Annotated in this window: 11 protein-coding genes; 6 read left to right on the top strand and 5 right to left on the bottom strand. The window is 65.8% G+C overall.

Features of this window, described 5'->3' with window-relative positions; all coding sequences use genetic code 11:
- Nucleotides 1-4 precede the first annotated feature (4 nt).
- From I6F20_RS13815 to I6F20_RS13825, 3 genes are read right to left on the bottom strand one after another with little or no spacing between them, the layout of a single operon-like run.
- Complete coding sequence (locus tag I6F20_RS13815; protein WP_225126566.1) at nucleotides 5-1,150, bottom strand: GNAT family N-acetyltransferase; 1,146 nt, start codon at nucleotides 1,148-1,150, stop codon at nucleotides 5-7.
- Entirely contained in the window at nucleotides 1,147-2,499 is a 1,353-nt protein-coding gene (locus I6F20_RS13820) for an O-antigen ligase family protein (RefSeq protein ID WP_225126567.1), read from the bottom strand. Before I6F20_RS13820 ends, I6F20_RS13815 begins: the two co-directional genes overlap by 4 nt.
- Before the next feature lie 3 nt (nucleotides 2,500-2,502).
- Nucleotides 2,503-3,606 carry a glycosyltransferase gene (locus I6F20_RS13825; protein WP_225126568.1) on the bottom strand — a complete coding sequence of 368 codons (1,104 nt, stop codon included), beginning with the start codon at nucleotides 3,604-3,606 and terminating at the stop codon, nucleotides 2,503-2,505.
- A 250-nt stretch (nucleotides 3,607-3,856) separates the two neighbouring features.
- Between I6F20_RS13825 and I6F20_RS13830 the strand changes: the two genes are divergently transcribed.
- Nucleotides 3,857-4,843, top strand: coding sequence for a glycosyltransferase (locus I6F20_RS13830; protein ID WP_225126569.1), 987 nt, complete (start codon nucleotides 3,857-3,859; stop codon nucleotides 4,841-4,843).
- 11 nt (nucleotides 4,844-4,854) lie between these two features.
- Here the strand turns inward: I6F20_RS13830 and I6F20_RS13835 are convergent, their stop codons facing one another.
- On the bottom strand, nucleotides 4,855-5,883 hold the full coding sequence (locus I6F20_RS13835) for a glycosyltransferase family 2 protein (RefSeq protein WP_035997377.1): 1,029 nt from the start codon (nucleotides 5,881-5,883) through the stop codon (nucleotides 4,855-4,857).
- Between the two features lie 322 nt (nucleotides 5,884-6,205).
- Here I6F20_RS13835 and I6F20_RS13840 point away from each other — a divergent pair, with 322 nt between their 5' ends.
- The 5 genes from I6F20_RS13840 (at nucleotide 6,206) to I6F20_RS13860 (ending at nucleotide 12,038) form a co-directional block, all read left to right on the top strand.
- Complete coding sequence (locus tag I6F20_RS13840; RefSeq protein ID WP_109142329.1) at nucleotides 6,206-7,006, top strand: class I SAM-dependent methyltransferase; 801 nt, start codon at nucleotides 6,206-6,208, stop codon at nucleotides 7,004-7,006.
- A gap of 282 nt (nucleotides 7,007-7,288) precedes the next feature.
- The gene (locus tag I6F20_RS13845; RefSeq protein WP_225126570.1) at nucleotides 7,289-9,664 is read left to right on the top strand and encodes an exopolysaccharide transport family protein; all 2,376 of its coding nucleotides are present in this window, start codon (nucleotides 7,289-7,291) and stop codon (nucleotides 9,662-9,664) included.
- The gene (locus I6F20_RS13850; RefSeq protein WP_035997366.1) at nucleotides 9,657-10,460 is read left to right on the top strand and encodes a WecB/TagA/CpsF family glycosyltransferase; all 804 of its coding nucleotides are present in this window, start codon (nucleotides 9,657-9,659) and stop codon (nucleotides 10,458-10,460) included. Before I6F20_RS13845 ends, I6F20_RS13850 begins: the two co-directional genes overlap by 8 nt.
- Before the next feature lie 19 nt (nucleotides 10,461-10,479).
- Nucleotides 10,480-11,472 (top strand): UDP-glucose 4-epimerase GalE, encoded by a 993-nt coding sequence (galE, locus tag I6F20_RS13855; RefSeq protein WP_225126571.1) that lies wholly within the window; start codon nucleotides 10,480-10,482, stop codon nucleotides 11,470-11,472.
- Nucleotides 11,473-11,696: 224 nt separating this feature from the next.
- Entirely contained in the window at nucleotides 11,697-12,038 is a 342-nt protein-coding gene (locus I6F20_RS13860) for a hypothetical protein (RefSeq protein WP_035997356.1), read from the top strand.
- Here I6F20_RS13860 and I6F20_RS13865 read toward each other — a convergent pair.
- Entirely contained in the window at nucleotides 12,012-16,118 is a 4,107-nt protein-coding gene (locus I6F20_RS13865) for a bifunctional diguanylate cyclase/phosphodiesterase (RefSeq protein WP_225126574.1), read from the bottom strand. The two genes, I6F20_RS13860 and I6F20_RS13865, sit on opposite strands and share 27 nt — an antisense overlap.
- Nucleotides 16,119-16,164: the final 46 nt, after the last annotated feature.

The following is a 16,164-nucleotide window of genomic DNA, read 5'->3' on the forward strand; positions in this document are numbered from 1 at the left end:
CCCGTCAGCGCGCTCCCTTGCCCATCGCCCTCGCCGCGAGGGAGGCGAGCTTCGGATAGCGCCGAAGGCCCTGCGCGGCGTGATCGCGCCAGGCGAAGGGCAGACCGCGCCAGGACAGCGCGACGCTGACATCGGTCAGCGGCACCCTCTCGGCGCCGAGGCGCCGCTTGTAGTCCTGATTGCCGATGCTGAGGTCGAAACGGCGCAGGCCTTGCGCATGCAGCGCCGCCAGGGTGCGCTCGGTGACGAGCAGACCCGGCGAGCAGCTCGACCATTGATCGCCGCCATGGCTGATGCGCAGCAGGACATAGGTCGCGCCATGCTTGACGCCGAGCGCGGTGGCGACAATGCCTTCCTCGCACACCAGTGCCGAGACCATGGCATGACCTCCCGCGAGGCCCCGGCGGACGACCTCGCGATAGAATCGCGCATGTGTCTCGTCGTTGAGAACGAACCGCGAGCCGAGCTTTTGCATGCGTGCCTGCTGCTGGAGATCCATCACGTCCAACAGCTCGTGCGCACGCCCGACATCGGCGGCGATCTCGAACCGCGCACCGGCAAGACGGCTGAAGACCCGCCAGCAGCGCGGCATCTGCAGGCGCTTGATCGCGGCCTGATAGCCGCCATAGTCGTCGCCCATCAACACGAGATTGCCGTTGAGCGAGGAGGATCCGATTCGGCCGAGCGATACCAGCGGGTTCGGCTTGCCGCCGACCTCCGCCGGCATCTTCTTCAGGCGGAGCAGATCGAAACGGTCGGGCAGAGCGCGTAGCGCGCCGATCAGCGCCGTGTTGATCGCGTCCGTCGCGCCCGCATCCAACGCGGCATCGAGCGCCAGGATCGGTGCGTTGTTGTCGGAGACGCCGAGGTCCGCGAACTCGACGATGCGGATGCCGCGCCTGACATGGCTGATCATCGGCACGATTGCGATGTCCTTGCCGGTGGCAGCATCGGAGATCACGGCGATCAGTGGCGCGACGTCGTGAAACGACTCGTACCAGGCGCCGAGCCAGTTAGCATGCTGGAAGGCGGTGCGGTGCCCGGCGCTCAGGCGCGAGGCCGCGTGCCGCCAGTCACGCAGGAAATCGACCGCGATGGCCGACGCGCTGGACGCAAGATCGTCGGGCTGATCAACGCTGAGGAAGGTCATGCGCGGGGCTCGGTCTGCTCGATGCATTGGAACCTCGCCAGGAAGTGCAGGCCGGCCACCGCCAGCGCGAACATGAACCAGATCGGATTCTGTCGTTCGAGCAGGAAGGTCTCGGTGGCACCGTAGTACAGGCCGAACAGCCACACGGTCAGGAACAGCTTGGCCAGTGCGCCACTGCGGCTGTGAGCCTGCGCCGTCTGGAAATTGCGGAGCGGGGCGAGCACGAAGATGAGGATCACCAGCAGCAGCCCCGGCAGACCGATCGTGACCGCGAGATCGAGGTAGCTATTGTGGCTGTGCGCCGCCGATGTCGCCCATTCGGCTCCTTCCGCGGTGGCCCGCGCACTCACGTCGTCCCAGAACGCAGAATAGCCGTGGCCGATGATCGGCTTCTCCGCGACGGCCGCGAGCGCGAAGTCCCAGATCGCGGAGCGTCCGGTGAAGGTGGGATCGAGCGGAAGCAGCCGTGTCATCGCCGCCAGCACCGGACTGACGACACTGCCGACGGTCAACAGGTTCATCGCAACCAGCGGCACGAAGCAGATGAGCCGCTTCAGCCACAGGCTTGGCGTGACATAGACCAGCGAAGCGAGCACGTAGATCGCAAGGCACAGCACCGAGGACGTCTTGCCGCCGGTGAAGATCAGGAAGGTGCCGGCCAGCACGGCGATCACAGGCCCCATCACGAACGAGCCGACGGCGGACAGGTAGATGCCGACATAGACCAGGATGGTCATCACGGCGGAGGCGATATTCTTGTGGCCAAAGCTGCCGCGCCAGTCGCCGGCAAGCTGCGGCTCGGTGACGTCGAGCGCCGTGTGGACCGCATATTGCGGCGCGAGGAAGACGCCGAGATAGCACAGCGCGAGCAGCACGAGCGCGGCGCCGCCCAGGCAAAGGTTGAAGCTGCGCCGCGTCGGCGGCAGCAATGGCAACACGATGGCGAGCGACGTCACGCTGACCGTGAGCACGAATCGCTGCATCGAAACGCCGCGGCTTTCCGAGAACACGATGTTGATCACAAGCCAGACCAGCAGGCAGAGATGCAGCGGCGTCACCAGGCTCTTCAGCGCGAGCGCATCGGTGGCAGCGACACACAGTATAGCTACCGCAGCCAGCAGACCCCAGGCGATATAGGTCAGCGCCATTCGTCCGCCGACGACCATGGTGACGTCGGGATTGCGCAGGTCCGGGAACGGATCGAGTGTCACCAGCACCAGCAGCAGCGCCCCGACCGCGACGAGGCAGCGCGCCACCTGCACGGCATCGAGCCCTGCGAGGCGATCACGCAGGATATGGCCGAACGATCGGGCCCCGACGTCGGTCATGTTGGCGGCACTGCGGTCCATGGCTCAAGACATTCGGTAACGCCAGTGAAGCTTGGGGTCGCGGCTCAACCCTTCCGAGGCTTCGTCAACGGGTCTTGCGGAGGTCTGCGACATCGCGGGCTGCCGCATGATGCTCCGCGCGATCTCGTAATATTGCAGCGCCCGTTGCTCCAGCGTGAGATTGTCCAGGATGTAGCCGCGCGGATCGAACGCGCCCGCGGTGCACCCGGCCCAGAAATTGTCCCAGCCCGTCTCGAAGCCGGCGATGTCGGTGAACTTGACCCCGCAGCGTTCGTCCCAGTACGGCACCGACGACACCGGCGCGAACTGCACGCGATGCGGATAATAGTCGGGGTCGCGCCATGGCCCGCCCGGATCCCAGGCAAACACCGGCACGCCGCAGGACAAGGCCTGCTGATAGGCGATGCCCTGGCTCTCGCTTTGGCACAGGAAGATCATCGCGCGCGAACGCGCGAGCGCCGCCTGAAAATCGGCTTCCTTGTAGCTGCCGTAGCGCAGCTCCGTGAACGAGCGGCCTTCCTTGACGAGCCGGGCGCGCACGGGCTCAATCATCTCCGACGCGTAGCGCTCGCGGTCCCAGTGGACCTTGTCGTAGATCAAGACATCGACGGTCTTTTGCGCTCGAGCCGACGGCGCCCAGAGATTCGTGTCGATGCCGACAGGCCAGGCCTCGGTCTCGGGCCAATATGGCCGGTACATATCGACGTACCAGGGACCGGGCACCACGACCTTCTTCACCGGCAGACGCTTGAATAGATCAGGGTCGTCGAGCGGATGATTGTGGACGGCAGCGCCGAGCAGGATCGGGTTCTTCCATAGGAACTTGTCGAGCAGGAACGTGCGCCCGACGATACAGGCAAGCTCGTGGGGATGTTCCGCGATGTAACCGTAATCGTTGACGCGGTAGCGGATGCCGAGCCGGTCGAGCCCCGCACAGAGATTGAGGAACACGCGCAGCTGGCCACTCATGCGCGGCTCGCCGAGCAACAACCGGCGGGCGATGCGACGCAGATGCCTGTCGCCCGGAAACCAGCGGTCATCCTTGTCCTCGTAAAAGAGGTTCAGGATCATCGTATCGGGGGCGTGTTCGAACGTGTTTGCGGGCACGGGATTCCATCCGCGGCAGTCCGATGCGCATTCTCGCACGAGGCAGTCCGCCGCACTCTTCCAAATTTGCCACAGGCTTAATGCCAGCGGCTTAACGTTATTCTACGAAACCGGCGGCACACGGCCCTTCTCGGCAACGGTTCGAGCGGAATGCGAGTATCATGCGCGCACGCCGGACTTGCAGATCGCCAGCATTACCAGCGCGGCACATGGGGTCCTGGTTAACGGATCATTAAAGGCGAGCCGTAGCTTGATCACCGCTGAAGAGGTTCTCGAACTGCCAGCCGCATCCCGCGCGGCAGCGCCGGCGCGCTTGCCGCTTCAGGTCGGCTCGACCACACCGGTATCGGTCGTCATTCCGGCCAAGAACGTTGCGGCCTATGTCGGCGAAACGCTTGCCAGCGCTCTGGCGCAGCGCGAGGTGACCGAGGTGATCGTCGTGGACGACGGCTCGGACGACGAAACCGTTGCGATCGTCCGCGGCATGCGTGACCCGCGGCTGCACTTGTTCCACAACGATTCCGCGGGCGTATCGGCCGCACGCAATCTCGGCGCAAGACAGGCAAGCGGCGAGTGGTTGCTCTTCCTCGATGCCGACGACCGCCTGCGCCCCGGCGCGGTAGCGGCGCTGCTCGCTGCAGCGCGTAGCGCGCCGCGCGCCGTCCTCGTCTATGGCGATTACAACACCATCGACAGCGAAGGCCGCCAGATCGGCCGGCGCGGCCTCTTGAAGGGGCGCCGGAAGCCGTCCGGAGACGTCCTGACGCGGCTCGCCGCCGGCAATTTCATCGTCAATGGCGGCATCGCGCTCGCACGCGCGGAAGCTTTCCGTGCCATCGGCGGCTTCGATACGTCCCTCAAATATTGCGAGGACTGGCATTGCTGGTGCCGCCTCGCTGCGATCGGGGAGTTCGCGTTCGCGCCAGAGCTGCTGCTCGACTATCGTCTTCACACCACCAACACCATGAACGCCGCGGTCCGGACGCCGAAGGACTTCTTCCCGGCCATCGCGCGGGTGTTCGATGACGGATTGATCCTGGCGAGATTGCCCGAGCACATGACAGCCGGGCTGCGCCTTGCCGCCGAGATTCATCTCGTTACCTACTCGGCGATGCAAGCGGTCCGCTTCGGCAGGTATCGCCAGGCGTTCGCTTATCTCGCGATGATCGGCCGGCAGTCGCTCAAATCGCTGCCACGCTCGGCAATCCGGGTCGCCCTCGCCCGTTTCGGTATCTAATCCTCGCCGCGTCAGGACGCGATCTTCGAGGCCTCGTAAGGCTTCGGCTCGAGGCCGAGGGCCGCCAGGGCGGCGCCAAACGCAACCATCACGGGATGCATCGCGACGACGGCTTTCGACGACGGCAACAAGGCGGCGGCGCGAAGCAGCGACAGCGGCAAGCGGCCCAGCATCTGCGCAAACACCCGCGCCCGCGCTGCTGCGCTCGGGGCGGCTTTGTACTGCACACGATAATTGATCGCGCCGATGCGCAAGCCGCGCTTTGCGATCCAGCCGAGGCTGGTGCGGCTACGCGGCACGGTCTCGGTGATGACGGCCTCCGCCGTCCAGTGGAACAGCATACCGGCGTCACGGCACCGCACGAAGAAATCACAATCGCCGCCGCCAAGAAAATTGAAGCGCAGGTCGAACGCGGGACGGTCGAACCGCTCGAAGGCGGCCCGCGTGATCAGGCAATTGCCGCAGCCGTAGATCAGCGGCACCGCACCGCTGTAGTCGTAGGCGGGACAGAAGGCGGGATGACGCGAAAGCCAGGGCTTGCTGTCGTCGTCGAAGACCGGCAGCACCGGCCCGCCAACCACTTCGGCGCCGGTCGCCTCCGCGGTGCGGACCATCAGTTCGAGCCAGTCGCTTGATGCGATCTCGTCGTCGTCGATCATCAGGAAACGGGTGGCGGCGGGAAACAGCTGCTGCGCCGTCTCGAAGGCAGCATTGATCGCCTGGCAATTTCCCTGTCGCTTCTCGATCAGGCAGACGCCCTGAAGCCTCCCATCGGCCAAGAACTCCGCGGCAACCGGCGCGCTTTCGCGCCGCACCGCATCGTTCTCGACCATGACGACGGCAAAGGAACGCGGGGTGCGCTGGTTCGCGAGCGACTCCAGCGTCAGGCGCAGGTGTTGCGGACGACGGAAGCATGGAACGCAGACGACGATGCCGACCGACAGGTCGATGACGCGAGAGCTCGCCACGATCTCCCGGTTGGGATCGCGCACGGCATCCGCGATCCGGGCCGCAGACAGGTCTGTCGGGATCAATGTCATGAGATCTAGATGTCCGAGATGTATTGAAGAATCCCTGCTTCGATCGCGCGTCCCACGACGGCACATCGCCGCGGGACAGATGCGTTTCAAAATGAACGGCTGCCGCGCGGCACATAGCCACCAAGTTCGCCGCGCGTCTTGCTGCAATTGGCGGTCCGTGCGCCGACAACGCTCCAACATGAACAATACCGTAGTTAATGCGCATGCGCATTAACCGGGCCGTAAGCACTGCGACCGGTGAGACGGTGCGGCATCGGATTTGCTCTTCGGGCAGGCGCATTTTTTCCTGTAAATTTGAATAGAACAAGCGCGGTCAGAATCCATGAACAAGCCAGCCCCGATCGATTTCGCGACAGCCACGGCGATCCAATTCCCCGCGGCTGCACCATATGCCGAGGCGCTCCATGATCTCGTTCCGGGCGAAGCCCGCGACAGCCTGCTCGCCGTCCACGACGTGCTGTGCCGCGAGCTGCCGCAGGGCCGCCTCGCGATCTATGAGGCGGGCGGCGGCTCGTGCAGCGTTCTGCCACCGGAATTGCTGAGCCGCAGCAAGGTCACCGTGGTCGACATCGACGAGGACCAGGTCCGCAACAACACCTACGCCGACGAGGCGATCCTCGGCGACGTCCAGACCTACAGCTTCGCCCGCGAGACCTTCGATCTCGTGATCTGCTACAACGTGATCGAGCACTTGCCCCATGTCGACGCCGCGCTCTTGAACTTCCGCGATGCGCTGAGGCGCGGCGGGATGATCCTGATCGGCGCACCGAATCCGCGCTCGCTCTCCGGGTTCGTCACCAAATATTCGCCGCACTGGTTTCACGTCTGGTTCTACCGGCACATCCGCGGCATCAAGGACGCCGGCCTGCCGGGCGAGCCGCCGTTCCCGACGTTCTTCCATCCCTTGGTGACGTTGCCGCGGCTGGAAGCATTCGCGGCCGCCAACGGCCTTGAGATGATCTATCGTCGTGAGGTCGAGAGTCCGCGCTATCCCGAGATGCGCCGGCGCAAGCCGCTGTTTGCGGCCCTGGTCGACGCCGGGGCCGCGGTGCTCAACGCCGTGCTGCCGCGCGGCACCGACGTCCGCCGCGGCGACTATCACGTCATCCTTCGGAGGATCTGACGGCGATGGCACGTGCGCGGCCCATCAACGGACGAACGACGGCTCGCGGCCATGCTGCGCGCGGTAACGAACCGTTAAGGAGCGGGTATCGCGAGGTTCACAGGAAGGCGCCGAGGGATGGCATGCGCTTAAACGCTTTGTTTGCCATTTCGGTGAATAGTCCCACAATGAGTATGGTTAATTTTCCCTGTTGCGTTGATTGGGCACCTATATCCCGGGTGCGTGGCGTAAAGCGAAGAGTAACCCCTCAGCCCGCGGCACTTGGAATGAAAGCTGGGGATCATGCTTGATTATAGCCAGCCGATCGATCGAGCCAGACCGGAGGCCGCGCAACGGAAGCCTCAGGCCGGCTTCAACGTGCTGGAGCTCGCCAATCTGCTCTGGCGGCGGAAGGTCGCGATCGCCGCGGCCGCCCTGCTCGGTGCGGCGCTTGCCGTCACGATCGGCAAGAGCGTGACGCCCCGCTACACCGCCACCGCTCAGCTCTATGTCGACCCGCGCGAGCTTCAGCTCGTCGACCGCGAGCTCACGCCCCGGGCCCAGGACGTCACCGGCATGGCCATGGTGGTGGAGAGCCAGGCGCGCCTGATCACCTCCAACAGCGTGCTGCTCCAGGTGATCCAGCAGGCCGGCCTCGACAAGGATCCGGAATTCGGAGGCGGCGAGGCTGGGAGCCTGATGTCGTCGCTGCTCGGCCTGATCGGCCTGCAACCGCGCGCGCCCTCCGCTGCGGAGAAGAGGGAAGTGGAGCTCGCGGCGCTCGATGCGTTGAACAAGCACATCGCGATCCGCAAAACCGAGAAGAGCTTCATCGTCGACATCGAGGTCTGGTCGACGGATCCCGCCAAGGCTGCGATGCTCGCCAACACGCTGACCAATGCCTATCTCTCCGAATCCCGCAAGTCGCAGGCTTCGGCGGCACGGCGCGCCACCAACGATCTCTCCAGCCGCCTGAAGGAGCTGCGCGACCGGCTGCGTAACGCCGAGACCGCGCTGGCGACCTACAAGGCCCAGAACAATTTCGTCGGCACGCAGGATGCGCTGATCAGCGATCAGCAGCTCTCCGCCAGCAACCAGCGGCTTTCCGCGGCCCGCGCGGCGACGATGGACGCGCAGGCGCGGCTCGACCAGATCGAGGCGAGCCGCCGCACCGCTGCCGATGCCGGCGCGATTCCGGAGGCGCTGCAATCGCCGACCATTGCGAATTTGCGCGCGCAATATGCCGACGCCCGGAAGAAATATGCGGAGCAGGCCGGTGAGCTCGGCCCGCGCCATCCGGCGCTGCGCCAGACCGAGAAGCAGGTCGAGGACCTCAAGCGCACCATCAACGAGGAGATCGACCGCTTCGCCCAGTCCGCCAAGAACGATCTGACGCGCGCCCGCGACTTCGAGGCCTCGCTCAACCGCGCGCTGGAAGCGCAGAAGCGGCAGAGCGTTCAGCTCAGCCAGGCCGCCGTGCGCCTGCGCGAGCTCGAGCGCGAGGCCGACGCAAGCCGTGACGTCTATCAGTCCTTTCTCAAGCGCTCCCGCGAGACCGAGGAGCAGGAGAGCCTGAACACCTCGGCCGCCCGCGTCATCGGCGAGGCGACTGTGCCGCAGCGGCGCTCGTTCCCGCCGGCCATGAGCCTGTTCGCCATGATCGGCTTCATCTTCGGGGCGATCGCAGCATCGAGCTGGTTCGTCGTTGCAGATTTGCTTTTCGCCGGTGCAGCCGCGCCCGCGACGCCGACACCCGCCCGGCGTGAGCGCTCGTCGGCGCCGCAGGCGTCCCGAGCACCGGAGCTCCCGCGCGCTGCGGAGGTTGCTCAGCCGCGCCAGGCCCCGCGCGCTCCTGAAGCTGCGCCGTCGATGCCGGAGCTCGCCGCGCCCCCGCTGCAGCCTTCGATGGTCGAGCAGCCAATGATCGAGAAGCCGCTGATCGCACGCTTCCAGGAGGCCGACGTCATCCATACGCTCGGCGCCATACTTCCCACCGGCGGCGGCGTCGATCTCACACGGCTGGGTTGGCCGACGCTGCGCCCCGGCTTTCCCATGACGAGCTTGCTCAACGCCTGGCGCGACATGCGCGCCGCGTTGACGCGGCGCGCCGGCGGCAAGGCGATGCCGGTCGTCGCGCTCGTCGGCACCGGTAAGACCAGCGGCCGCAGCGTGGCCGCGCTGAACTTCGCGCTGGCGGCCGCACGCGACGGCGCCCGCGTGCTGATGATCGATGCCGACCATCAGGCGCGCTCGCTCTCGAACAGGGTCATCCGTCCCGGCAAGAGCGAGCCGAGCAGGCTCGGCTGGCTCTCGATCGGCAGCAAGGACGCGCGCGAGATCAAGACGGTAAACGGCATCTCGGTGCTGCCGGCCGCGGAAGGCGACGCCGGCAAGGCCGCCGATGCCATCCACAAGGCGATTGCGCAGGCCCGTTCCGCGGGAGGCTATGATCTCGTGATCCTCGACGGCCCGGCCATTCCGCTCGCGGCCGGCGGCCGCAAGCTGCTCGAGGACATCGACTCGCTGGTGGCCGTGCTGCCGACCAGCCTCGACGTCAACGATAGCCTGGAAGAGATCCTAGCCGCGCTCGGCCCGGCCGAGCGCAAGCTCGTCGGCGTCGTGCTCGACGAGCTCACCCCTGCAATGCAAACGCGCCAGCGAGGCAGACAATATGCTTGAGCGCCGCGTCAACCTCGACGGACGGGCAGCAACTGCCGAGGTGCCCAGAATCACCGTCGGCGGACTTCGCATGGCCGCGATCGACCTGGAAGAGACCGCCGATTTCATGATCGAGGCGACGAATCCCGACCATCGTATCGGCCGTCCGCTGTTCCTGACCTCGGCCAATGGCGAGGTCCTGGCGCGCTGCTCGACCGAGCCGCAGACCGAGCAGCTGTTCCGTGCCGCCGATTTGATCAACGCCGACGGACAGCCGCTGGTCGCCGCTTCAAAGCTGCAATCCTGGTTCCCGCTGCCGGAGCGCGTCGCAACCACGGACCTGTTCCACGTCGTCGCGCGCAAGGCCGAAGCCGCCGGCCGCACCTTCTACATGTTCGGCGCAAGCGAGGCCGAGAACGCCGCGGCGGTCGCGAACGTCCAGAAAATGTATCCACATCTCAAGATCGTCGGGCACAGCCACGGCTATCTGCGCGGCGAGGCGCTGCGTGCCAAGGTCGAGGAGATCAACGCCCTGGCACCGGACTATCTGTGGGTCGCGCTCGGTGTGCCCAACGAACAGGCATTCGTGAAGGAATTCACGCCGCATCTGACCAATGTTGGCGTCATCAAGACATCCGGCGGATTGTTCAACTTCTTGTCAGGCAGTCGTTCCCGCGCGCCGCAATGGATGCAGAAGATCGGGCTCGAATGGGCCTGGCGCACCTTGCTCGAGCCGCGCCGTCTGCTCTGGCGTTATTTGACCACCAACCCCCGCGCGCTCTATCTTCTCTTCAGCCGCAACCGGCCCCTCCGTTAAGAGAAGAGCAGAATACGACATGACCGACCGACCGACCGTCCTCGTCACCGGGGGCGCTGGCTATATTGGCTCGCATGCCTGCCGTGCATTGTCCGCCGCCGGCTATCAGCCCGTCGTTTATGACAATCTCTCGACAGGTCATCGCAGCTTCGTATCGGGCCCGCTGGTGACGGGCGATCTGCTCGACGGCACGGCGCTGGCGCGCGCCTTCGCCGACCACAAGATCACGGCGGTGATGCATTTCGCGGCGGCGAGCCTCGTCGGGGAATCCATGTCCGACCCGCAGAAATATTACATCAACAACGTCCAGGGCACGCTGTCGCTGCTGCAGGCAATGCGCAACGCGGGCTGCCATCGCATCGTGTTCTCCTCGACCGGCGCCGTCTACGGTAACGCCGATTCCAAGGCGCTGCCGGAAGACTTTCCTTGCGCGCCGATCAATCCTTACGGCGCGTCGAAATTGATGATCGAGCGCATGCTCGCCGACTACCGCACGGCCTATGGCTTCGGCGCGTTCTGCCTGCGCTATTTCAACGCCAGCGGCGCCGATCCGGCCGGCGGCATCGGCGAGCTGCGCGACAACGAAACCCACCTCATTCCCCGCGCGATGATGGCGCTTCAGGGCCATGTCGAGTTCGCGGTGTTCGGCGACGATTACGACACGCCCGACGGCACCGCGATCCGCGACTACATCCACGTCACGGACCTTGCGGCGGCGCATGTGGCGGCCTTGAGGCTTCTGGAGCAAGGCCATGCCGGCGGCAGCTTCAATCTCGGCACCGGCTCCGGCTTTTCCGTGCGCGAGATCCTCGACGCCATCAGGCAGGAGACCGGGCGCGAGGTGCCGCACACGATCAAGCCGCGCCGCGCCGGCGATCCCACCTTTCTGGTCGCCGATCCCTCTGCTGCAAGAAAGGTGCTGAACTTCGTTCCGCGTCACTCCGACCTACCGACGATCGTCCGCACGGCCTGGGCCTGGCATCAGAAGGCGCATCCGTTCAGGCCGCGTTAGGCAATCGCGGCTCCGATCGCTTGCTTGCCGTGCCCTGCAGCGGCTAGAATGACTTGTCGCGGCTGCGCCGGCACATTGCCGGCAGCCGCACGTTCCGCATTGCCGACGACGACGTCGGCCTGCATGGTTCGGCTCGCTTGCACGAGCCGATTTTTCCGAACGACGTGACGATCAAATCAGCGTGTCGACCCGTCGTCGGACGCGATTCCGGGAGCATCGACCACATGCATCAGGCTGCCCGCCTGGAATTCGAGCGCGTGATGGAGGAGTTCGTCCGCTGGCATGTGGTGCCGGAGAACGAGCGTTCGCCCGCGCCCGCCTGGTGGTGGGGGCCCGCGATGGCCGTGGTCGACGACCAGGAGCCGATGAGCGCAACAAGCTGCTGCGCGTTGAACGTGAGCGAAGGGACGAGCTTCGCCGAGGGCGCGCGCGCCATTCTCGCGCTGTTCACCGAGCAGACGTCACTGACCGGTCCCCAGGACTTTCCGAGCAAGGCCGAGGGGGAAGAGCACGAGGTGCGCGAGCTGCACCCGCAGCCGTCAGACGACAGCGCGTTTCAGCCCTGAGCCTGCGTCTTCGTCGGCCACTTCCGGCTGGAGCGGCGGCGCGACGGGCAGCGCCATGGGCCGCAGCAGCTCGCCCATCTGCCGCCCCGGCAGCGGCTTGGAGATCAGGAAGCCCTGCATCTCGTCGCAGCCATGGGCGCGCAGGAATGCCTCCTGCTCGGCGTTCTCGACGCCTTCGGCGACGACGGTCATGCCGAGGGCCTTGCCCATGCTGATGATCGCCTGCGCGATGGCCTGATCCTCCGAATCCTGCGGCAGGTCGCGCACGAAGGAGCGGTCGATCTTGATCGTGTCGATCGGGAAGTGCTTCATCAGCGACATCGACGAATAGCCGGTGCCGAAATCGTCGATGGCGAGACGGATGCCGCGGCTCTGGATGGAGTCGAGCACCTTCAGCGCGCGGCCGACATTGCGCATCATCATGCTCTCGGTGACCTCGAGCTGGAGCAGCACCGGCGACATGCCGGAGGCCGCCAGCGCCTCGTCGACGTCCTGCAACAGATGCTCGTCGGCAAACTGCCGCGGCGACAGGTTGACCGCCATCGACAGCGGCAGCAGGCCGCGGCGCTGCCAGGCCATGGCCTGCGCGCAGGCCTCTTTCAGCACCCAGCGGCCGATCGGCACGATCAGCCCGGTTTCCTCAGCAAGCGGAATGAACTGTGCCGGCGAGACGCTGCCGAGATCGGGATGCGTCCAGCGCAGCAGCGCCTCGACGCCCGTGATCTGACCCGTCGCCATGTCCACCTTGGGCTGGTAGTTGAGCGAGAACTGCTCGCGCTCCAGCGCGCGGCGCAGTGCGCTCTCCAGCGACAGCCGCTCGATCGACTGCGTCTTCACCTCGTTGGAGAAGAAGCGATAGCCGTTCTTGCCGTCCTCCTTGGCGAGGTACATCGCCATGTCGGCGTTCTTGGTCAGCGTCTGCGCGTCGGAGCCGTTGGCTGGATACATCGCGATGCCGATCGAGGCGGTGGAATGGCACTCGTGGCCGGCCAGCTGCATGGGCTCGGCGAGCGCGGCGAGCAGCCCGGTGGCGATGCGCTGGACGTCCTCGATCTCGCCGCACTGGTCGAGGATCACCACGAACTCGTCGCCGCCGAGCCGCGCGACCACGTCGCTCGCCCGCAGGGCGCCGCGCAGACGGTTCGCCACCTCGAGCAGGAGCAGGTCGCCCGCCTCGTGACCCAGCGAATCGTTGATGACCTTGAAGCGGTCGAGGTCGATGAACAGCACCGCAAAGCGGTGATCGTGGCGTTGCGCCGCATCGATCGCCTCGCGCAGCAGGGCGTTGAAGGTCTCGCGGTTCGGCAGATCGGTCAGGCTGTCGTGCGAGGCGAGGTATTCGATGCGCTCGTCGGCCTTGTTCTTCTCGTCGGCGCGATCGAAGTTCTCCATCGCGAAGGAGACGTTGTCGGCGAGGCGCTGCAACAGCTCGACGAATTCGGGCGTGAAGGTCGCCGGTTCGGTCGACATGTAGATCATGACGCCGACCGCCTGGTCGTGCACGATGAGCGGAAACGCGGCGCCCGACCGCGCGCCGTCCGCGCGCACGATGGGGTGGAAGACACGGACGCGGTCGTCGTTGAGATAATCGTTGCTGATGCAGGGCTGGCGCGTGCGGAACGCCGTGCCGCTCATGCCGCGCCCTTCCGGCCGTTCGGGATCGACGGAAAGACGGACATTGCGCGTGGTGCCGGCGGAGGGACCTGCGGCGGCGACGATCTCAAGCTGGTCCGTGCCGGGTCTGGCCAGGGCAATCGTGGTCGAAGTGAACTTGGCGCCGTTCGACGCCGCAAGGCAGACGAGGTCGAACAGCTCGGCCCGCGACTTCGCGCGCATGATCGCCTCGTTGGTCGCGCTCAGCGCCGCGAACATGCGCGTCAGGCGCTCCTTCTGCGCTTCGGTGCGGGCCTTCTCCTCGGCGCGCTCGAAATTGTCGAGTGCGAAGGAGACGTTCTCCGCGAGCCGCCCTAGCAGCTCGACCAGATCGGGCGTGAACGTATTCTCTTCCGGTGCGAGGAAGAGCAGAATGCCGACCGGTTCCCGTCCCGCTCTCAGAAGCGGGAAGCTCGCCGCAGCCCGCGTTCCATCCTCGATGGCCTGCGCGCGCCAATATGCGGAGCGCGGCTCGTTCAGATAATCGTTCATCACACTGGGCCGGCACGTCCGCAGCGAGGTGCCGATGATGCCCTGGCCCTCGGGATGGTCGGCGGAAATGATGCAGGTACGCCCGCTCATGCGCTCCTGCAAGCGTCCCTTGACGGCAACGACGCGGACGAGTTCGCGTGCTTCGTCGATGATGCCGATCGTCGCCGAGGCGAACAGATCGCCGAGCACGGCCGCCTGGCAGGCCGCGTCGAACAACTCCTCGCGCGTCTTGGCGCGCATGATGGCTTCGTTGGTCGCGCTCAGCGCCTCGAACATTCCGCTCAGACGATTGCGCTGCTTGTCCGCCCGCGCCTTCTCATCGGCACGGTCGAAGCTTTCGAGCGCGAAGGCGACGTTGGCCTGAAGCTTGCGCAGCAGCTCGACGAGCTCCGGCGTGAAGGTGCCGCGCTCCGGGGAGTTGAACAGAAAGACGCCCTCGACCCGGTCGCCGTTGAACAGCGGCAAGGCCGCGGAGGATGCGATGCCGGTGCGGCGGGCGCTGGCCTGCCAGGGCGCAATGCGGTCGTCGGCGAGCACGTCGTTGCTGACGGCGGGCTGGCGCGTGCGAAACGCGGTGCCGGTCAAGCCGCGCCCTTCGGGCACCTGGTCGGAGGTGGAGAACGTGAAGTTGCGAACCTGATCCGCATTCGGGCCGTAGCAGGCGACGACGCGCAGCAGCCCGGTCCGATCGTCGACCAGCGCGACGGTGGCTGAGGTGAACTTTGCTCCCGTTGCGGTCGCCTCGCAGACGAGGTCGAACAGCTCAGCCCGCGACCGTGCCCGCAGGATCGCCTCGTTGGTGGCGCTGAGCGCTGCATACATGCGCGCCAGGCACTCTTCTTCGGCGGAGATCCGGGCTTTCTCGGCCTCGCGGCCGAAATTCTCGATCGCGAAGGAGACGTTCTCGGTCATGCGCAGCAGCAGCGCGACGATCTCCTCGTCCTTGGCCCAGGACCGGCTGATGAAGAACAGCAGCACGCCGACGCTCTCGCCGTGCCTGATCAACGGCGCGACCACGCAGGCGGCGACGCCGGTGTTGACGTTGGCCTGCTCCCACGGCGTGCCCCTGGTGCGGCTGGCGAGATCGTCCTCGACAATGGCCTTCTGCGTCCGGAACACCTCGCCCGAGATACCCTTGCCGTAAGGATTGTCCGGATCGACCGAATAGCGTGCCTGGGTGACGAGATCGAGGTTCTGCCCGGTGGCGGCGACAGGCTTCATCCAGTGCGAGTCCGGCTCGCGAAGTAGCACGATGGTCGCCAGCGACTTGCCGCTGTGGACCGAAGCGTCGCACACGAGCTGGTATAGCTCCCGCTCGGTCTTGGCGCGCAGGATAGCTTCGTTGGTGGCGCTGATGGCGCCGAACATGCGGTTGAGGCGCCGCGTCGCCCGCTCGCTGGTCTGCCGCGCGGTCTCACGGGCGAAATTGTCCAACGCGTAGGAAATGTTCGCCGACATGCGCTCGAACAGTGACACCATCTGCTCGTTCAGCGAGTTGGCCTCGCTCCGCGTCACATACAATACGCCGACGCTCTTGCCATTGCAGAGCAGCGGCAGCGCCGCGGCCGCACCGATATGCGCCTTGGCGGCGCCTTCGCGCCACGCCAGCGAGCGCGGATCGTTCAGATAGTCGTTGCTGACGCACAGCTTCTGATCGCGAAACGCCTCGCCGCCGACGCCGGCTCCTTCTGGCGTCCCGGCTTCCGTCGTGATCACGATCGAGCGGAGCCGCGCAACGTCATCGCCACAACCGGCCGCGTAGCGCAGCCTTCGGCCGTCCGGCTCGACCAGGAAAACGGCAACGGCCAGAAAATCCCCGCTCGAAAACCCGGCGTCGCAGACCTTCTGGTACAGCTCCTCCGGCGATCTCGCGTACAGGATCGCTTCATTGATGGCGCTCAACGCCGCAAAGGTGCGCGCGAGTGTCGTCGGCACGATCTCAGCTCCCGGGCATTTCTGCCTATTTATCCCGGGACCTTTA

Source organism: Bradyrhizobium sp. IC3123 (assembly GCF_020193625.1).
In the GTDB taxonomy this organism is placed as follows: domain Bacteria; phylum Pseudomonadota; class Alphaproteobacteria; order Rhizobiales; family Xanthobacteraceae; genus Bradyrhizobium; species Bradyrhizobium yuanmingense.